Source organism: Rhizobium sp. RU20A (genome assembly GCF_900155885.1).
GTDB lineage: Bacteria > Pseudomonadota > Alphaproteobacteria > Rhizobiales > Rhizobiaceae > RU20A.
This window is the reverse complement of the sequence record NZ_FTMB01000001.1, coordinates 1,124,746-1,143,776: the sequence shown is the minus strand read 5'-3', so window position 1 is coordinate 1,143,776 and position 19,031 is coordinate 1,124,746. Positions and strand designations below refer to the sequence as shown.

Genomic DNA, 19,031 nt, shown 5'->3' with positions numbered 1-19,031 from the left:
GCCGATGATTGCGGTGACAAGCTTTCGCGGCAAGACGGTTGCCCTTTTCGGTCTCGGCGGCTCCGGCCTCGCCACGGCCAAGGCGCTCGCGGCGGGCGGTGCGGATGTGCTGGCCTGGGACGACAATGCCGACAGCGTCGCAAAGGCCGCTGCGGCCGGGATCGGCACGGCGGATCTTCGGACCATCGACTGGCCCGGCGTTTCCGCCTTCGTCCTCTCGCCTGGCGTGCCGCTGACGCACCCGAAGCCGCACTGGACCGTGGACCTTGCCAGGGCGGCTGGCGTCGAGGTGATCGGCGATGTCGAGCTCTTCGTGCGCGAGCGCCGGCGCCTTGCGCCCGATTGCCCCTTCATCGCCATCACCGGCACCAACGGCAAATCGACGACGACGGCGCTGATCGCCCACATTCTGAAAGAGAGCGGCCGCGACACGCAGCTCGGCGGCAATATCGGCACGGCGGTGCTGACGCTGGAGCCGCCGAAGGCTGGGCGCTTCTTCGTGGTGGAATGCTCCTCCTACCAGATCGATCTTGCCCCGTCGCTGAACCCGACGGCCGGCATCCTTCTCAACCTGACGCCCGACCATCTCGACCGGCACGGCTCGATGGAGCACTACGCCTCCGTCAAGGAGCGGCTGGTGGCGGCGAGCGACACGGCGGTCTGCGGCGTCGATGACCGATACAGCGCCGGCATTGCCGACCGGATCGAACGGGACGGCGTGCGCGTCGTGCGAATCTCCAAGGGCCTGGTGCTCGCCGATGGGCTTTATCGCGAGGGCACGCGGCTCATCGATGCCCATCAGGGGGCGACATCCGTCCTCGTCGATCTCGCGGCGCATCCGACGCTGAAGGGCGCCCACAATGGGCAGAATGCGGCGGCGGCGATTTCGGCCTGCCGGGCCGTCGGGCTTGCGGATGACGAGATCCTTGCGGGCCTCGCAACATTCCCGGGCCTCAAGCACCGCATGCAGCCGGTCGGCCGTATCGGCGCCACCCTTTTCGTCAATGACAGCAAGGCGACGAATGCGGATGCGGCGGCACCGGCGCTGTCGAGCTTCGATCGCATCTATTGGATCGCTGGTGGCGTAGCCAAGGAGGGGGGCATCGAGAGCCTCTCCGACTTCTTCCCGAAGATTGCCAAGGCCTATCTGATCGGCAAGGCGGCTGAGGATTTTGCCGCCACGCTCGGGGACGCCGTTCCCTTCATCATTTCCGCCACGCTGGAGGCGGCGGTGGCCGATGCGGCGGCGGATGCGCAGGCAGACGGGCGTCCGGCGGCGGTGCTTTTATCCCCGGCTTGCGCAAGCTTCGACCAGTACAAGAACTTCGAAGCGCGCGGCGATGCCTTTGTCGGGCATGTCGCGGCGCTCGAAGGTGTGACCATGCTGGTCTGACCGGCCAGCGCGACAGGAACGGGCTGCCGGGGCGGACGGCGGTCCATACGAAACGACAAGCGGCGCGCATCTTGCGCCTGACGAGGGACAGACAATGGTGAGCCGAGCCGAACGTGGGCCTTTGGCCGATTGGTTCTGGACGATCGACCGGTTCTTTCTGGCGATCTTCATCCTTCTCATGGGCATCGGCCTGATGCTGTCGTTCGCGGCAAGCCCGGCGGTTGCAGAGCGCATCGGTCTCGACAGCTTCCACTTCGTCAAGCGGCAGGCGCTGTTCATCATTCCGTCGCTGGTGGTGATGATCGGCATTTCCTTCTTCACGCCGCGCCAGGTGCGACGCACGGCGATCGTGCTGCTGGTCCTCTCGCTCGGGGCCATGGTGCTGGCGCTGTTCTTCGGCGCAGAAGTCAAGGGCTCCAGGCGCTGGGTGTCGCTTGCCGGCATATCCATTCAGCCGTCGGAGTTCATGAAGCCCGCCTTCGTCGTGGTTTGCGCCTGGCTCTTTGCCGAGCATCAGCGCCAGCCGGAAATTCCCGGCAATCTCTTCGCGATCCTCCTCTATTGCATCGTCGCGGCGCTGCTCGTCGCGCAGCCCGACCTTGGCCAGACGATCCTGACGACGGCGGTCTGGGGCGGCATGTTCTTCATGGCCGGCATGCCGTGGCTGTGGATCATCGTGCTCGCCAGCCTCGCGGTCGGCGGCTTCTTCGTCGCCTATACGCTGCTGCCGCACGTGGCCGGGCGTATCGACCGCTTCCTCACCGGCGAGGGCGATACGTTCCAGGTGGATACGGCGCGCGAGGCGATCATTCGCGGCGACTGGTTCGGGCAGGGGCCGGGCGAGGGCATCGTCAAGCGCATCATTCCGGACAGCCATACGGACTTCATCTTCTCAGTGGCAGCCGAAGAGTTCGGCATCATCTTCTGCATGGTTCTGGTGATGATCTTCGCCGTGCTCGTCCTGCGTGGCTTGAGCCACGCCTTCCGCGAGAAGAACGACTTCAGCCGCTTCGCCGTCGCGGGTCTTGTGCTGCAGATCGGCTTCCAGTCGATGATCAATGTCGGCGTGAACCTCGAATTGCTGCCGGCCAAGGGCATGACGCTGCCGCTGATCTCCTATGGCGGCTCGTCCATGGTGGCGATCTGCGTGACGGCGGGCTTCATCCTGGCGCTGACCCGCCACCGGCCGGAAAAACGCGCCTCGGAGCGCAGCCTGTTCCGGGCGGGCGTCGGCGTTCCCGCGGAGTAGACCATGGCGAAACGACCGATCTTTCTTGCCGCCGGCGGAACCGGCGGTCATCTTTTCCCGGCAGAGGCGCTGGCGCACGAATTGAAGGCGCGCGGCCATGTCGTGCATCTCGTCACCGACAGCCGGGCCGAGCGTTATGCCGGCACCTTCCCGGCCGACGAGATCCATGTCGTGCCCTCGGCCACGATCGGGTCGAAGAACCCCGTCGCGGTGACCAAGGCGCTGTGGCGCCTGTGGAGCGGCATGCGCGCGGCGCGCCGGTTGATGCTGAAGCAGAAGCCGGCCATCGTCGTCGGCTTCGGCGGCTACCCGACCGTACCGCCCCTGATGGCGGCGAGCGGGCTCGGCCTTCCCACCGTGATCCATGAGCAGAATGCGGTGATGGGCCGCGCCAACAAGGCGCTCGCCAAGCGTGTCAAGGCGATTGCCGGCGGCTTCCTGCCGCCCGAAGGTGGCGCCTATCCGGACAAGACCGTCGTGACGGGCAATCCCGTCCGTCCGGCCGTGCTGGCGGCCGCCGAGCGGGCCTACCAAGCCTCGCATGCGGGCGAAGCCTTCCATCTCGTCGTCTTCGGCGGCAGCCAGGGCGCGCAGTTCTTCTCGAAATCGATCCCTCAGGCGATCTGCCGACTCGACGATAGCGTCCGCTCGCGGCTGACGATCACGCAGCAGGCGCGGCCCGAGGACAAGGATGCTGTGGTCGCCGTCTACGACAAGCTCGGTCTTCATGCCGATGTCGCGCCCTTCTTCACCGACATGGCAGAGCGCATCGCCTCCGCTCATCTGCTGATCTGCCGCTCGGGCGCATCGACGGTTTCCGAAATCTCCGTCATCGGCCGTCCGGCCGTGCTCGTCCCTTATCCCTATGCGCTCGACCATGACCAAGCGGCCAATGCCGCCGCGCTGGCGGCGACGGGCGGGGCGAAAGTCATCGCGCAGGCCGAGCTTTCGGTCGAGCGTCTCACTTCCATCCTGACGGAAGCCTCCGGCGATCCCGACAAGCTCGCCCGCATGGCGGCAAGCGCCCGGACCTCCGGCAAGCCCGATGCGGCCAAGCGCCTCGCCGACCTCGTCGAAGCGATTGCCGGCGGTGCTTCCGTCTCGTCATTCAAGGAAACGCATCCATGAAAATGCCGCAGAGCATCGGCCTCGTCCACTTCATCGGCATCGGCGGCATCGGCATGAGCGGTATCGCCGAGGTGCTGCACAATCTCGGCCACCGCGTGCAGGGCTCCGACCAGGCCGACAGCGCGAACGTGCAGCGCCTGCGTGACAAGGGCATCGAGGTCTTCGTCGGTCACCAGGCCGAGAACCTCGGCGAGGCGGAAGTCGTGGTCGTGTCCACCGCCATCAAGAAGAACAATCCCGAACTGATCGCCGCGCGTGAAAAACTGCTGCCCGTGGTGCGCCGCGCCGAAATGCTTGCCGAACTCATGCGCTTTCGCAATGCGATTGCGATCGGCGGCACGCATGGCAAGACGACGACGACCTCGATGGTGGCGACGCTGCTCGAAGCCGGTGGTCTCGACCCGACCGTCATCAATGGCGGCATCATCAATGCCTACGGCACCAATGCCCGCATGGGCGAGGGCGAGTGGATGGTGGTGGAGGCCGACGAATCGGACGGCACCTTCCTCAAGCTGCCGGCGGATGTCGCCATCGTCACGAATATCGACCCCGAGCATCTCGACCATTACGGCAATTTCGACGCGGTGCGGGCGGCCTTCCGCCAGTTCGTGGAAAACGTGCCGTTCTACGGTTTCGGCGTCATGTGCCTCGATCATCCCGAGGTGCAGACGATGGTCTCCAAGATCGAGGACCGCAAGGTCATCACCTATGGCGAGAACCCGCAGGCCGACGTGCGTTTCCACAATGTGCGCATCGACCGCGGCACCTCGACCTTCGACGTGGAAATCCGCCGCCGCCGCACCGGCAAGGTGATCCAGCTGAAGGACCTGAAGTTGCCGATGCCGGGCCGCCACAACGTCTCCAATGCGACGGCGGCGATTGCCGTTGCCAACCGTCTCGGGATCAGCGCCGAAGCGATCGCCAAGGGAATCAGCGCGTTCGGCGGCGTGAAGCGGCGCTTCACCTTCACCGGCGAGTGGAACGGCGTGAACGTCTATGACGATTACGGCCACCATCCCGTGGAAATCCGCGCCGTGCTGCGGGCGGCGCGCGAGGCGTGCAGCGGGCGCATCATTGCCGTGCATCAGCCGCACCGCTATTCGCGTCTGTCGAGCCTCTTCGAAGACTTCGCCGCCTGCTTTAACGAAGCCGATACCGTATTGATTTCCCCCGTCTATGCCGCCGGCGAGGAGCCGATCGAGGGTGCTAGCGCGGAAGAGCTGGTCTCGCGCATGAAGGCCGGCGGCCACCGGGACGCACGGACCATCGAGGGTCCGGACGCCATCCCGCCAATCGTCGCCTCCATTGCGCAACCGGGTGACTTCGTGGTTCTGTTGGGCGCAGGTAGCATCACCTATTGGGCGCAGGCTCTGCCACGCGACCTTGAGGCATTGGCAGGAAAGACGGCATGAAACAGGTAGATGGTCTAAAGCTCCTCGAAAAGCTCGGTCCCGGCGTTGAGGCGCTGCGCGGCCGGCTGACGCCCGATGCGCCGATGGATCGCGTCACCTGGTTCCGGGCCGGCGGCCTTGCCGAACTGATGTTCCAGCCGCATGACGAAGACGATCTCATCACCTTCCTCAGGCTCGTGCCGGAGGATGTGCCGCTGATCGTCACCGGCGTCGGCTCGAACCTTCTGGTGCGTGATGGCGGCATTCCCGGCGTCGTGGTGCGCCTGTCGGCCAAGGGCTTCGGCGATGTCGAACTCGTCGGGGAAAACCGCATCAAGGCTGGTGCCATCTGCCCGGACAAGAACATTGCGGCCATGGCGCTCGATCATTCCATCGGCGGCTTCGAATTCTACTACGGCATTCCCGGCTCGATCGGCGGGGCGCTGCGCATGAATGCCGGCGCCAATGGCGGCGAGACGAAGGATCGTGTCGTCGAAGTGCATGCGGTGGATCGCAAGGGAAACCGGCATGTGCTTGATAATGCCGACATGGGCTACAGCTATCGCAGCTCGACCGCGGCCGCCGACCTCATCTTCACTTACGGCATCTTCGAAGGCTTCACCCGCGACAAGGCCGAGATCCGTGCCGATATGGATGCTGTCCGCCTGCACCGCGAAACCGTGCAGCCTGTGCGCGAGAAGACCGGTGGTTCGACCTTCAAGAATCCCGAGGGACATTCCGCCTGGAAGCTGATCGATGAGGCGGGCTGCCGCGGCATGATGATCGGCGGCGCGCAGATGTCACCGATGCACTGCAACTTCATGATCAATACGGGGCAGGCGACGGGCTACGATCTCGAATATCTCGGCGAGACCGTGCGCCAGCGCGTCTACGAGACCTCGAACATCATGCTGGAATGGGAAATCAAGCGGCTCGGCCAGTTCATGCCTGGACGCGAGGTCAAGGCCTTCATGGGCGAACTGACGGCCTGACGTCCGAACCGCCTTCTCACGTTCTGAAGGGCCTGCCGCGTTTGTCGATGCGGCGGGCCTTTTCGTTTCCGGTCCTTGCCGGGGCGCCGCCTCGAACCTTCCTGCCGGTGTTGCGAAAAATCCATCCCCCCGCCTTGCGCTCGCCCTAACACTTTGATTCAAGGCGTCGATTTCGCGTGGCGGCGAATCATGCCCTGGCGCTTTCGGGTGCCTACCCGTTGATCCGGTTAACCAAAGTAAACGGTTCATTAACCATAAGCGGGTCTATTGGGCGCAAGATTTTCGCCACGAGTCGGCCGGCCTACAAGCCAGACGCAAGGACCGGCCCCTAGCCTGTGGTAATGTCGGGGATAGTGATGAACAGCAAGCATGTGGCCGTCCTGATGGGTGGGTTTTCCTCGGAGCGGCCGGTCAGCCTCTCCTCGGGAAACGCCTGTGCGGATGCGCTCGAGGCCTTCGGTCACCGTGTGACGCGGGTGGATGTCGATCGCGACATCGCCTCGGTGCTGACGGCGCTGAAGCCTGACGTGTGCTTCAATGCGCTGCACGGTCCCTATGGCGAGGATGGTGCCATTCAGGGCATCCTGGAATATCTCGAAATTCCCTACACGCATTCCGGCGTGCTCGCCTCGGCGCTCGCCATGGACAAGGCGCAGGCCAAGCTCGTGGCCGCCGCTGCCGGCATTCCCGTGGCCGAGGCGAGGGTGGTCGATCGCTTCGAGATCGGCACCGTGCACCCGATGCGCCCGCCCTATGTGGTGAAGCCGGTGCGCGAGGGCTCCAGCTTCGGCGTCGTCATCGTCAAGGAGGATCAGTCGCATCCCCCGCAGGTCATTTCGTCGGCGGAGTGGAAATACGGCGATCGCGTCATGGTCGAGCGCTACATCGCCGGCCGGGAATTCACCTGCGGGATCATGGGGGATACGGCGCTCGGTGTCACCGAAATCATCCCGCAGGGGCATGCCTTCTACGATTACGATTCAAAGTATGTGAAAGGTGGTTCACGACACGTCATCCCGGCAGAAATTTCACCGAATATTTACCAAAAAATACAAAGACTCGCCCTCGAGGCACATCGGGCAATCGGGTGCCGCGGCGTCAGCCGGTCGGATTTCCGATTCGATGACAGCCGCTCCGAAGAAGGCGAGCTTATCTGGCTGGAGATCAACACCCAGCCCGGCATGACCCCGACCTCCCTCGTGCCCGAGATGGCTGTTCATGCTGGCTACTCTTTCGGTGAATTTCTCAATTGGCTCGTGGAGGATGCGTCTTGTTCGCGTTGAAGGGCAAAAGATCGCGCAGGAAGCGTGACATGGCGGAACGCGCCATGGCGGAGGGTGATGGCGCCATCGTGTTGCCGCGCCCGTTGCGCCGTGTGGTGCGGTTCTTCGTCAGCCTTGGCACCGGCCGCGTCCAGTTTCCGGCCCACACGGGCTCCGTGTCCGCAGTCGCCTTTCTCGCGGCAACCGGCCTTTACGGCATGCATCTCGGTGGCCACGGGCAGGATTTTGCCCAGACCACGACGACGGCCGCCGGTTTCGCCATCGAGGACGTCAAGGTCTCCGGCAATGCCCAGACCTCGGAAATCGATATTCTCCAGCAGCTTGGCCTCGATGGCACGACCTCGCTCGTGGCGCTCGATGTCGAAGAGGCGCGCAAGCTGATTTCGCAGCTGCCCTGGGTGCAGAGCGTTTCGGTCCGCAAGGTCTATCCCGGCACGATCGAGGTCGACCTGAAGGAGCGCAAGGCCTTCGGCATCTGGCAGCACGGCTCGGATCTGTCGCTCATTGAGGAAAGCGGCAGCGTGATCGCGCCGCTGCGCGACAACAAGTTCGCCGCCCTGCCGCTCTTTGTCGGACGCGACGCCGAGACCTCGGCGGCCGATTTCTACCGCGAATTCTCCCGCTGGCCCGAATTCCATGCCCGCGTCAAAGCCTTCATTCGTGTCGCCGGCCGTCGCTGGGACCTGCAGCTCGACAATGGCATTGTCGTGAAGCTGCCGGAAGACGATCTGCCGCGCGCCATGGACGTGCTGGCCCGCATGGAGGGCGAGCATCAACTGCTTGAGCGTGACATTGCGGCGGTCGATCTTCGTCTTGCCGATCGCACCACGATCCAGCTGACGGCGGGCGCCGCCGAGCGACGCAAGGAAATGGTCGAGGCGCGCGCCAAGGCCCTGAAGAAGAGCCAGAAGCTGGAGGCCCCGACGCTATGAGCATCTTCGGTTCCTCCCATTTCGGCCTGCCGCGGCTGAAGCCGCTGAATTCCAAGCGCACGCAGATCGTCTCGGTGCTCGACATCGGCTCGACCAAGGTCGTGTGCATGATCGGCCGGCTGACGCCGCGCGAGGAAAGCCAGATCCTGCCGAACCGCTCGCACCATATCGAGGTAATCGGTATCGGTCACCAGAAGTCGCGTGGCGTGAAGAACGGCGTGATCGCCGATCTCGACGCGGCCGAAAGCGTGGTGCGTCACGCCGTTGACGCGGCCGAGCGCATGGCGGGGCTGACCATCGACAGCCTGATCGTCAACCTCTCGGCCGGGCGCCTGCAGAGTGACGTCTACACCGCCACGATCGATCTCGGCGGCCAGGAAGTGGACGCCAACGACCTGCGCAAGGTTCTGGCGGCGGCCTGCCAGCAGTCGGCCCGCGCCGATCGCGCCATCCTGCACTCCCTGCCGACCGGCTACCAGCTCGACGGCGAGCGCGGCATTCGCGATCCGCTCGGCATGTTCGGCGATGGTCTCGGCGTCGACATGCACGTGCTGACGGCCGAGCGCGCGGCGCTGAAAAACCTCGAACTGTGCATCAACCGGGCGCACCTGTCGGTCGAGGGCATCGTTGCGACGCCCTATGCCAGCGGCCTTGCGGCGCTCGTCGACGACGAGGTCGAGCTCGGCTGCGCCGCCATCGACATGGGCGGCGGCACCACGACGATCTCGGTCTTTGCCGAAGGCAAGCTGGTGCATGCCGATGCGGTCAATCTCGGCGGGCATCACGTGACGACAGATCTTGCCCGCGGCCTTTCGACCCGCATCGAGGATGCGGAGCGGCTGAAGGTGGTGCATGGCTCGGCCATTCCCAATGCCGGCGACGAACGCGACATCATCGCCATCCCGCCGATCGGCGAGGATGACCGCGACCAGCCGACGCATGTGCCGCGCGCGCTCGTCTCGCGCATCGTGCAGGCCCGCATCGAGGAAACGCTCGAACTCATTCGCGACCGTATCCAGCGCTCCGGCTTCTCGCCGATCGTCGGCAAGCGGATCGTGCTGACGGGGGGCGCCAGCCAGTTGACCGGACTGCCGGAAGCGGCCCGCCGCATTCTCGCCCGCAACGTGCGCATCGGCCGTCCGCTCGGCGTCGCCGGTCTGCCGACGGCGGCCAAGGGGCCGGCGTTTTCGACGGCGGTCGGCCTCATCATCTATCCGCAGGTCGCCGATCAGGAGACGCATGCGGGCGATCGCGGTCTGCTCTCCGCACTTGGTTCCGGCAATGGCCGGATCGCGAGGGTCGGGCAGTGGATCAAGGAAAGTTTCTGACGCTGGAAACGGCGTCTGCGGTGGCCGGGTAAGGCCACTCAACACGGTTTGGCCGGCTCGGCAAGGCGGCCAGAAACAAGGAAGGAACGGGTAACATGACCATCAATCTGAGAAAGCCGGATATTACCGAGCTGAAGCCTCGCATCACCGTCTTCGGCGTCGGCGGCGGCGGCGGCAACGCCGTCAACAACATGATCACCGCAGGCCTCGAAGGCGTCGATTTCGTCGTCGCCAACACCGACGCCCAGGCGCTGACCATGACCAAGGCCGAACGCATCATCCAGATGGGTGTGGCCGTGACCGAGGGCCTTGGCGCCGGTTCGCAGCCGGAAGTCGGCCGCGCGGCCGCCGAAGAGTGCATCGACGAGATCATCGATCACCTGAACGGCACCCACATGTGCTTCGTCACCGCCGGCATGGGCGGCGGCACCGGCACGGGTGCTGCCCCGATCGTGGCCCAGGCCGCCCGCAACAAGGGCATCCTGACCGTCGGCGTCGTCACCAAGCCCTTCCACTTCGAAGGCCAGCGCCGCATGCGCCTTGCCGACCAGGGTATCGCCGAGCTGCAGAAGTCGGTCGACACGCTGATCGTCATCCCCAACCAGAACCTCTTCCGCATTGCCAACGACAAGACCACGTTCGCCGACGCCTTCGCGATGGCCGACCAGGTTCTCTATTCGGGCGTTGCCTGCATCACCGACCTCATGGTCAAGGAAGGCCTTATCAACCTCGACTTCGCCGACGTCCGCTCGGTGATGCGCGAGATGGGCCGCGCCATGATGGGCACCGGCGAAGCTTCCGGCGAAGGCCGTGCGATGGCCGCTGCCGAAGCCGCCATTGCCAACCCGCTGCTCGACGAAACCTCGATGAAGGGTGCACAGGGCCTGCTGATCTCCATCACCGGCGGTCGCGACCTGACCCTCTTCGAAGTGGACGAAGCTGCCACGCGCATTCGCGAAGAAGTGGACCCGGATGCGAACATCATCCTTGGTGCCACCTTCGACGAAGAGCTTGAAGGCATCATCCGCGTTTCTGTTGTGGCTACGGGTATCGATCGGGCGGTCTCGGAGGTGGCTGGCCGGAATGCTGACTTTCGCCCGCTGAATGTCGCAAAGCCCATCGTCCGCCCGGCTGCAGCCGTTTCTCCCTCCGTCCAGCCGGTCCAGCAGCCGGTAATGCAGTCCGCTCCGGTCCAACCGGCTCCCGTGCAGCAGGTCCCGGTCCAGCAGCCGGTTGCCCGCCAGCCCGAGGCACAGACGACGGACGAGATCGCCCGCGCGATCCGCATCGCCGAAATGGAGCGCGAGCTGGAACTTGCCCAGCGCGCCGCCGCCCAGCAGGCGTCCGCTGCCCCGGTTCAGCAGCCGGCGCCCGTCGCGCAGCAGGCCGAGCCCGAGTTCCGCCCGCAAAGCAAGCTCTTTGCAGGCGCAGCGCCGGCAGAAGCCCAGCCCGTCATGGCTCGCCCGCAGCCGGTCATCGAGCCGGTCATGCAGACCCAGCCCGCGCCGCAGCAGCCGATGGCCGCCGAGCCGCGGTTCGAGCCGGTCGTCCGCCGCGAGCCCGAGACCGTCCGCATGCCGAAGGTCGAGGACTTCTCGCCGGTCGTGAAGGCCGAGCTTGATCATCGCACCCAGCCCCAGGCCCCGCAGGCCGAAGAGCGTGGTCCGATGGGCCTGCTGAAGCGCATCACCTCGTCCCTCAGCCGCCGTGATGAGGAGGAACCGTCGGTTGCCTCCGACATGACGGCCGGTGCACCGAGCGCTGCCTCGCAGCAGCGCAGACCCCTGTCGCCCGAAGCCAGCCTCTACGCACCGCGTAAGGGCCAGCTTGACGACCGCGGCCGCGTTACCCCGCAGTCGCGTCAGCAGGACGACGATCAGCTCGAAATCCCGGCCTTCCTGCGCCGTCAGTCGAACTGATCTTCGCTCCTCCTTCCACCTTGCCGGATGCCTGGGCTTCACGCCCAGGCATTTTTCGTGTTTTCAATGACTTGGCGCGGTCGAAGGTGGTGAAGGACGCGTTACAAAGCGACATCAACAGTGATTTGGATTGGCGGGGACACGACGCTAAATTCAGAATCAGGACAGCAGGGAAGACAGGCATCACGCCGCCGCTTCGTACATGGAACCATCCGGCCTCGGGCAGCAGGACGCTCCCGTCGGCCGTGCTCCCGGCCTCCATGTGTTGCCTTGCAATGAAAGCGCCTGACGCGCCCCTCGTGGCGCCTTGGCTCGGTATTGCCGGTTTTTCCGGCAGAGACGGAAAGTGACGATCATGGGAATTGAACTGCTGGGCTTCCAGACGACGATTGCAAAGCCGGTCAGCCTGTCGGGCATCGGTGTGCATTCCGGCAAGGACGTGACGCTCACCTTCCATCCTTCCGACGTCGACAGCGGCATCGTCTTCCAGCGCGTTCTGCCCGATGGCCGGACCGTCGAGCACCGCGCCATTTCCTCCCAAGTCGGCAACACCGATCTTTGCACCATTCTCGGATTTTCGATGGCGACGGCCGTTGCCACGATCGAGCACGTCATGGCCGCCGTCTACGCGCTTGGCCTCGACAACCTCACCATCGAGGTGACGGATGCGGAAATGCCAATCATGGATGGCAGCTCCGCTCCGTTCATCGAAGCCATCGAACAGGCCGGCATCAAGGCTCTGGCCAAGAAGCGCCGCTACATTCGCATCCTGAAGCCGGTGCGTATCGAATCGGGCGCCTCCTGGGCCGAGTTCGTGCCCTATGAGCTTGGCATGCGATTCGAGGTCGAGATCGATTTCGACTGCCCGCTGATCGGCCGTCAGTCCTGGAAGGGCGATATGACGCCCGCCACCTTCAAGAACGAGCTGTCGCGGGCCCGTACCTTCGGCTTCATGCGCGATGTCGAGCGCCTGTGGGCCGCCGGCTTTGCGCTCGGCTCCTCGCTGGAAAATTCCGTCGTCATCTCCGACGACAATACGGTCGTGAACGTCGAGGGCCTGCGTTACGCCGGCGACGAATTCGTCCGTCACAAGACGCTGGATGCCGTGGGCGATCTTTCGCTCGCCGGTGCGCCCTTCATTGGTTGCTACCGCTCCTATCGCGGCGGCCACAAGATGAATGCCAATGCGCTGAAGGCACTGATGGCCGATCGCTCCGCCTATGAGCTGGTCGAAACCGCCATGCCGCGTGGCCGCACCTATGCCCGCGACCTCGTTGCCGTCAAGGAACCGGAATTTGCGCCCTGGTCGGCGTGAGCACCAGAACCGCTCCGATTTCCAAAGCCGGCCGATGGGCCGGCTTTTTCATGTCTTGCGCGCCACAAATTTGCATGAATTGCCGATCATGTGATTGCGGTGGCCCCGCGTTTACGGCTAGAAACGCCGGTGATGCGGCTACGCTCGTGTAAGTATCCGGTTGCCTGACTTCCTGCGATGGAGGGGAACAGGATACCGAAAATGGGCCGGTACTGGCCAGGATTTGGATCGTCTTATGGTGTTTGCAGCTTCGTTCGGTTTGAAAAAGTCGGTGCGTGTCGGCCTCACGGTTGCCACCCTCATCGCGGCAGGCGGGCTCCTGTCAGCCTGCCAGAACGATCCCGACATCGACATCACGAAGCTCACCGCCGATACCGATCCGCCGGACGTGCTCTACAATCAGGGCCTTGCAAACCTCAATGCCGGCAAGACCGGCGAGGCGCAGCGCAAGTTCGAGGCCGTCGACAAGCAGCATCCCTTCTCCGAATATGCCCGCAAGTCGCTGGTGATGAGCTCCTTCGTCTCCTACCGTCAGGGCCAGTATGCGGAAGCGATCAAGGCATCGCAGCGCTATCTTTCGCTCTATCCGCAGTCGGAAGAAGCGGCCTATGCCCAGTATATCCAGGGTCTTGCCTATTCGAAGCAGATCCCGACCGTCACACAGGACCAGAAGCCGGCGCTGAAGACGATCGAGGCGATGCAGGCCGTGATCGACAACTATCCGGACAGCGAATATGTCGACGACGCCAAGGCCAAGATCCGCTTTGCGCGCGACCAGCTGGCCGGCAAGGAAATGCAGATCGGCCGCTACTATCTGGAGCGCAAGGAATATCTGGCTGCTCTGACGCGCTTCCGCACCGTGGTGGAGCAGTACCAGAACACCAACCAGATCGAGGAAGCGCTCGCCCGTCTCGTCGAGACCTATTATGCGATGGGCGTTGAGAGCGAGGCCCAGACGGCGGCCGCCGTGCTCGGTCACAACTATCCGGACAGCCAGTGGTATGCCGACAGCTACAAGCTCCTGAAGAGCGGCGGCCTGGAGCCGCGCGAGAATTCGGGCTCGTGGATTTCCCGCGCCGGCAAGAAGATCCTCGGCGTCTGAGGCGCCGCCTCTTGCGATCTGGCGGGCGCTTCGGCGCCCGTTTGCATGTGAGGCGAGGGGTTTGCTCTTGCATTTGCCCGGAGCGGCGCCACATGTGCGCTTGGGCGGGAAGGGCGCTGTGGCGGGGCCGAATTTGCGCTAGCGTCTTTTCAGGCGAATCACGTCCATCGTCCTTTCACAGCGCCGGAGTTGGTCCGCGCTGCCGACTGCCCTGAAACGGAAAAAGCGACCCTGATGCTCTCCCAGCTCTCGATCCGCGATATCGTCCTGATCGAAAGGCTCGACCTGACCTTCGAGGCGGGGCTTTCCGTGCTGACGGGCGAAACGGGGGCCGGCAAGTCGATCCTGCTCGACAGCCTGTCGCTGGCGCTTGGGGGGCGGGGTGACGGCTCGCTGGTGCGCCATGGCGAGGACAAAGGGCAGGTGACGGCCGTCTTCGATGTGCCGCTCGACCATGCCGCCCGCCGCCTGCTGCGTGACAACGGCATCGATGACGAGGGCGAGCTGATCTTCCGGCGCATGCAAAATGCCGACGGGCGCACCAAGGCCTATGTCAACGACCAGCCCGTCAGCGTGCAGTTGATGCGCGAGGCCGGGCGGTTCCTTGTCGAGATCCACGGCCAGCATGATGATCGCGCCCTTGTGGACATGGATGCGCATCGCGCACTGCTGGACGCATTCGGCGGCTTTGGCGCCGATCGCGAGGCCGTGACACGCCTCCATGGCGCTTTCCGCGAGGCGGAGAAGGCGTTTCGCAAACATCGCGACAAGGTGGAGGCCGCCGCGCGCGAGGCCGATTACATCCGCGATTCCGTTGCCGAGCTGGAGGCGCTGGCGCCGACCGACGGCGAGGAAGAGGAACTGGCGGAAAAGCGGGCCCGCATGATGAAGGCCGAGCGCATCGCCGGCGACATCAACGAGGCCAGCGAGTTCCTGAACGGCAATGCGTCTCCCGTGCCGCTGATCGCCTCCATGGTGCGGCGGCTGGAGCGCAAGAGCCATGAGGCGCCGGGTCTGCTGGAAGAGACCGTTGAACTCCTGGATGCCGCGCTTCACCATCTTTCGGATGCACAGATGGCTGTCGAAGCGGCGCTGAGGCGCACCGAATATGATCCGAAAGAGCTGGAGCGCGTCGAGGAGCGGCTGTTTGCGCTGCGCGCCGCCGCCCGTAAATATTCCGTGCCGGTGACGGAGCTTCCGGCGCTCGCCGCGCGCATGGTGGCCGATCTCGGCGATCTCGATGCGGGCGAGGAGAAGCTGAAGCGGCTGGAGGCTCACGTGAGCGAAACCCGCGCGGCCTACCGCGCCGCGGCCGTCGCGCTTTCCGACAAGCGCCGAAACGCAGCGAGCGCACTGGCCGAGGCGGTGATGGCGGAGCTGCCGGCGCTGAAGCTGGAGCGGGCGCGCTTCATGGTCGAGATCGCCTCCGACGAGAATGATGGCGGGCCTGAGGGCATCGACACCGTCGAATTCCACGTGCAGACGAACCCCGGCACGCGCGGCGGCCCGATCATGAAGGTGGCCTCGGGCGGGGAACTCTCGCGTTTCCTGCTGGCGCTGAAGGTGGCGCTCGCCGATCGCGGCTCGGCCCCCACGCTGGTCTTCGACGAGATCGACACCGGCGTCGGCGGCGCCGTGGCCGATGCCATCGGCCAGCGTCTGAAACGGCTGTCGGCGACGGTTCAGGTGCTCTCCGTCACCCACGCCCCGCAGGTCGCCGCCCGGGCGGCGACACATCTCCTCATCTCCAAGGGCCCGACCGCGCCGCAATCCGAGCGCATCGCCACCCGTGTTGCCCGCATGGACGAGGCGGCGCGGCGCGAGGAGATCGCCCGCATGCTCGCCGGCGCGTCGATCACCGAGGAAGCACGCGCGGCGGCGGCACGGCTGCTTTCGGCCGAGGGCTGAGACGGTCCGCCCAGTGTGCAAGGGCTGCAAACCGGCTTGCGGCCCGCCTTGATTCCGCTAGATAGGTCCTCGACCCGCGGAGACCTGTCATGTCCAGTGAAAAAGCCCCTGTCGAGACTCTGACCGAGCTGCAAGCGGCCTCCGAGCTTGCCTTTCTTGCTGCCGAAATCGGGCGGCACGATGCGCTGTATCATACGCAGGATGCGCCCGAGATTTCCGACGCCGATTATGATGCCCTGAAGGCCCGCAACCTTGCCATCGAGGCGCAATTTCCGCAGCTCGTGCGCGACGACAGCCCGTCGAAGCGGGTAGGGGCGGCGCCGCTGCCGACCTTTGCGCCGATCACCCATGCCCGACCAATGCTCTCGCTCGACAACACGTTTTCGGATGAGGACGTCGCGGAGTTCGTTGCCTCGGTCTATCGTTTCCTCGGCCTGCTGCCGGACAATTCCATCGCCTTTACGGCCGAGCCGAAAATCGACGGGCTCTCCATGTCGATCCGCTACGAGAAGGGCCGGCTCGTCAGCGCCGCCACGCGCGGTGACGGCACGACGGGCGAGAATGTGACGGCGAACATCCTCACCATAGACGAGATCCCCAAGCGCCTGCCGGCCGATGCGCCCGATGTCATGGAGGTGCGCGGCGAGGTCTATATGGCGAAAAGCGACTTCCTGGCGCTGAACGAGAAAATGGCGGCGGAGGGCAAGCAGACCTATGTGAACCCGCGCAATACGGCGGCCGGGTCGCTCCGCCAGCTCGACGCCAGCGTGACGGCGAGCCGCAAGCTGCGCTTCTTCGCCTATGCCTGGGGCGAAATATCAGAGCCGAACGACATGCCGGCAACACAGTTCGAGCGGGTGAAGCGCTTTGCGGACTGGGGCTTTCCGGTCAATCCGCTGATGAAGCGGCTCGACAAGGTCGAGGATATCATCGCTCACTACACCGATATCGGGCTGAAACGTCCTTCGCTCGACTACGATATCGACGGCGTCGTCTATAAGGTCGACCGGCTTGACCTGCAGCAGCGCCTCGGCTTCCGCTCCCGCAGCCCACGCTGGGCGACGGCGCACAAGTTTCCGGCCGAGCAGGCGTTTACCACCGTCGAAAAGATCGACATCCAGGTGGGTCGCACCGGCGCACTGACGCCGGTGGCGCGGCTGGTGCCGGTGACCGTCGGCGGCGTCGTCGTCACTAATGCGACGCTGCACAATGAGGATTACATCAAGGGCCTCGGCAATGCCGGCGAGCCGATCCGTGCCGAGGGACACGATATTCGCGTCGGCGATACCGTGATCGTGCAGCGCGCCGGTGACGTCATCCCGCAGGTGCTGGATGTGGTGCTGGAGAAGCGGCCGGCGGATGCCACCCCTTACGTCTTCCCGCGCACCTGCCCGGTCTGCGGCAGCCATGCGGTGCGCGATATCAACGAGAAGACCGGCAAGGTCGATTCGGTGATGCGCTGCACCGGCGGCTTCACCTGCTCGGCGCAGGCGAAAGAGCATCTGAAGCATTTCGTCTCGCGCAATGCCTTCGACATCGAAGGGCTCGGCGCCAAGCAGATCGACTTCTTTTTCGAGGCGGCGGATCCGGCGCTCTCGATCCGCACGGCGCCCGACATCTTTACGCTCAGGAAGCGGCAGGAGGGTTCGGTGCTCGCCAAGCTCGAGAACATCGATGGCTTCGGCAAGGTGAGCGTCAAGAAACTGTTCGACGCGATCGATGCGCGGCGCAGCGTGGCGCTTTCCCGCTTCATCTATGCGCTCGGCATCCGCCATGTGGGCGAGACGACGGCGAAACTTCTGGCCCGCGCCTATGGCACCTACGAGGCCTTCGAGGCCGGCATGAAGGCCGCCGGCGAGGTGGGCAGCGAGGCCTGGGCCGATCTCAACGCCATCGACGGCATCGGCGAGGTCGTGGCGCGCACCATCGTGGAATTCTACAAGGAGCCGCGCAATCTGGAGGTGGTCGATCGCCTGCTGGCCGAGGTGACGCCGGAGGCGGCGGAGGTCATTTCCACCGCCGGCAGTCCGGTGGCCGGCAAGACCGTGGTCTTCACCGGCTCGCTCGAAAAATTCACCCGCGACGAGGCCAAGGCGCGGGCCGAGGGGCTGGGCGCCAAGGTGGCGGGCTCCGTGTCCAAGAAGACCGATTACGTCGTGGCGGGACCCGGCGCGGGCTCCAAGCTCGACAAGGCGCGCGAGCTCGGCGTCACCGTCATGGACGAGGATGAATGGCTGGCGCTGATTGCGGGTTAAGAACCGAAAAATCCTTGTAGATCGCGACTTACGGTGAATGGCAATTGCCGCAGGAAGCCCCTATCTTCCCTTCTGATTGAGGGAGGAGGGAACGCGGCATGAAGATCGCGATCCTGTCGGATATTCACGGCAACCGGGAGGCCTATGAGGCGGCCATCGCCGCGGCGCAGGCGGCGGGGGCGACGCGGTTTGCCGTGCTCGGTGACATCGTCGGTTATGGCGCGGACCCCGAATGGTGCGTGGAGCGCACCCGCGCGCTGGCCGAGGCCGGCGCCATCGTCGTGCGCGGCAATCACGACGAGGCGATTGCGACCTCGGCGAGCGGCATGAACGAGACGGCGCGCATCGCGCTCGACTGGACCCGCAACATGCTGCCGGGTCCCTCCCGCCTGTTTCTCTCCCGCCTGCCGCTGACGGCGACGCTGGACGACATGCTCTTCGTGCACGCCGAGGGCAGTCGGCCGGAGCGCTGGCGCTATGTGCTCGAGACGGAGGATGCGCGCAGCCATTTCGAGGGTACGGCGGCGCGGATCAGCTTTTGCGGCCATGTTCACAAGCCCTGCCTCTACGGCACGGTGGATGCCGGCAAGGTGACGCGCTTCGTGCCGGGGCCGGCGGACATTCCGCTTCTGGCACAGCGACGCTGGCTGGCGGTGGTCGGCTCCGTCGGCCAGCCGCGCGACGGGCGGCCGGAAGCGGCCTTTGCGCTCTACGATTCCGTCAGCCTCGACTTAAGTTTCCTGCGCGCGGCCTATGACGTGGAGGCGGCAGCGGCAAAAATCCTGCAAGCCGGCCTGCCGTCGCGGCTGGCCGAGCGGCTGGCGGAAGGGCGGTGA

General features: G+C 65.0%; 14 protein-coding genes. All 14 read left to right on the top strand.

The window, feature by feature from the left end:
- Positions 1–4 precede the first annotated feature (4 nt).
- The 14 genes from murD (at position 5) to F3H41_RS05495 (ending at position 19,031) form a co-directional block, all read left to right on the top strand.
- On the top strand, positions 5–1,393 hold the full coding sequence (gene murD / locus F3H41_RS05560; RefSeq protein WP_149737589.1) for a UDP-N-acetylmuramoyl-L-alanine--D-glutamate ligase: 1,389 nt from the start codon (positions 5–7) through the stop codon (positions 1,391–1,393).
- Positions 1,394–1,487: 94 nt separating this feature from the next.
- Positions 1,488–2,642, top strand: coding sequence for a putative lipid II flippase FtsW (ftsW, locus tag F3H41_RS05555; protein ID WP_149737588.1), 1,155 nt, complete (start codon positions 1,488–1,490; stop codon positions 2,640–2,642).
- 3 nt (positions 2,643–2,645) lie between these two features.
- Entirely contained in the window at positions 2,646–3,770 is a 1,125-nt protein-coding gene (murG, locus tag F3H41_RS05550; protein WP_149737587.1) for an undecaprenyldiphospho-muramoylpentapeptide beta-N-acetylglucosaminyltransferase, read from the top strand.
- Positions 3,767–5,182 carry a UDP-N-acetylmuramate--L-alanine ligase gene (gene murC / locus F3H41_RS05545; protein ID WP_149737586.1) on the top strand — a complete coding sequence of 472 codons (1,416 nt, stop codon included), beginning with the start codon at positions 3,767–3,769 and terminating at the stop codon, positions 5,180–5,182. The genes murG and murC overlap by 4 nt, the downstream gene beginning before the upstream one ends.
- Entirely contained in the window at positions 5,179–6,153 is a 975-nt protein-coding gene (gene murB / locus F3H41_RS05540; protein WP_149737585.1) for a UDP-N-acetylmuramate dehydrogenase, read from the top strand. Before murC ends, murB begins: the two co-directional genes overlap by 4 nt.
- A 356-nt stretch (positions 6,154–6,509) precedes the next feature.
- A complete protein-coding gene (locus tag F3H41_RS05535; RefSeq protein WP_149737584.1) occupies positions 6,510–7,436 on the top strand; it encodes a D-alanine--D-alanine ligase in 927 nt (308 codons plus the stop codon).
- A gap of 29 nt (positions 7,437–7,465) precedes the next feature.
- A complete protein-coding gene (locus F3H41_RS05530; protein WP_280177036.1) occupies positions 7,466–8,368 on the top strand; it encodes a cell division protein FtsQ/DivIB in 903 nt (300 codons plus the stop codon).
- On the top strand, positions 8,365–9,696 hold the full coding sequence (ftsA, locus tag F3H41_RS05525) for a cell division protein FtsA (RefSeq protein ID WP_149737582.1): 1,332 nt from the start codon (positions 8,365–8,367) through the stop codon (positions 9,694–9,696). Before F3H41_RS05530 ends, ftsA begins: the two co-directional genes overlap by 4 nt.
- Before the next feature lie 95 nt (positions 9,697–9,791).
- A complete protein-coding gene (gene ftsZ / locus F3H41_RS05520; RefSeq protein WP_149737581.1) occupies positions 9,792–11,615 on the top strand; it encodes a cell division protein FtsZ in 1,824 nt (607 codons plus the stop codon).
- Between the two features lie 355 nt (positions 11,616–11,970).
- On the top strand, positions 11,971–12,930 hold the full coding sequence (gene lpxC, locus F3H41_RS05515) for a UDP-3-O-acyl-N-acetylglucosamine deacetylase (protein ID WP_149737580.1): 960 nt from the start codon (positions 11,971–11,973) through the stop codon (positions 12,928–12,930).
- A gap of 235 nt (positions 12,931–13,165) precedes the next feature.
- On the top strand, positions 13,166–14,032 hold the full coding sequence (locus F3H41_RS05510) for an outer membrane protein assembly factor BamD (RefSeq protein WP_149737579.1): 867 nt from the start codon (positions 13,166–13,168) through the stop codon (positions 14,030–14,032).
- Between the two features lie 234 nt (positions 14,033–14,266).
- Entirely contained in the window at positions 14,267–15,940 is a 1,674-nt protein-coding gene (gene recN, locus F3H41_RS05505) for a DNA repair protein RecN (protein WP_149737578.1), read from the top strand.
- A gap of 89 nt (positions 15,941–16,029) precedes the next feature.
- On the top strand, positions 16,030–18,195 hold the full coding sequence (gene ligA, locus F3H41_RS05500) for an NAD-dependent DNA ligase LigA (protein ID WP_149737577.1): 2,166 nt from the start codon (positions 16,030–16,032) through the stop codon (positions 18,193–18,195).
- Positions 18,196–18,293: 98 nt separating this feature from the next.
- Positions 18,294–19,031: a metallophosphoesterase family protein gene (locus F3H41_RS05495; protein ID WP_149737576.1), complete on the top strand. Its 738-nt coding sequence runs from the start codon at positions 18,294–18,296 to the stop codon at positions 19,029–19,031.

Coding starts and splice junctions, on each gene's coding strand:
- F3H41_RS05535 (WP_149737584.1), top strand. CDS start 6,510: ATGAACAGCAAGCATGTGGCCGTCCTGATGGGTGGGTTTTCCTCGGAG.
- murC (WP_149737586.1), top strand. CDS start 3,767: ATGAAAATGCCGCAGAGCATCGGCCTCGTCCACTTCATCGGCATCGGC.
- murD (WP_149737589.1), top strand. CDS start 5: ATGATTGCGGTGACAAGCTTTCGCGGCAAGACGGTTGCCCTTTTCGGT.
- recN (WP_149737578.1), top strand. CDS start 14,267: ATGCTCTCCCAGCTCTCGATCCGCGATATCGTCCTGATCGAAAGGCTC.
- F3H41_RS05495 (WP_149737576.1), top strand. CDS start 18,294: ATGAAGATCGCGATCCTGTCGGATATTCACGGCAACCGGGAGGCCTAT.
- ftsZ (WP_149737581.1), top strand. CDS start 9,792: ATGACCATCAATCTGAGAAAGCCGGATATTACCGAGCTGAAGCCTCGC.
- F3H41_RS05510 (WP_149737579.1), top strand. CDS start 13,166: ATGGTGTTTGCAGCTTCGTTCGGTTTGAAAAAGTCGGTGCGTGTCGGC.
- murB (WP_149737585.1), top strand. CDS start 5,179: ATGAAACAGGTAGATGGTCTAAAGCTCCTCGAAAAGCTCGGTCCCGGC.
- lpxC (WP_149737580.1), top strand. CDS start 11,971: ATGGGAATTGAACTGCTGGGCTTCCAGACGACGATTGCAAAGCCGGTC.
- ligA (WP_149737577.1), top strand. CDS start 16,030: ATGTCCAGTGAAAAAGCCCCTGTCGAGACTCTGACCGAGCTGCAAGCG.
- ftsW (WP_149737588.1), top strand. CDS start 1,488: ATGGTGAGCCGAGCCGAACGTGGGCCTTTGGCCGATTGGTTCTGGACG.
- F3H41_RS05530 (WP_280177036.1), top strand. CDS start 7,466: ATGGCGGAACGCGCCATGGCGGAGGGTGATGGCGCCATCGTGTTGCCG.
- murG (WP_149737587.1), top strand. CDS start 2,646: ATGGCGAAACGACCGATCTTTCTTGCCGCCGGCGGAACCGGCGGTCAT.
- ftsA (WP_149737582.1), top strand. CDS start 8,365: ATGAGCATCTTCGGTTCCTCCCATTTCGGCCTGCCGCGGCTGAAGCCG.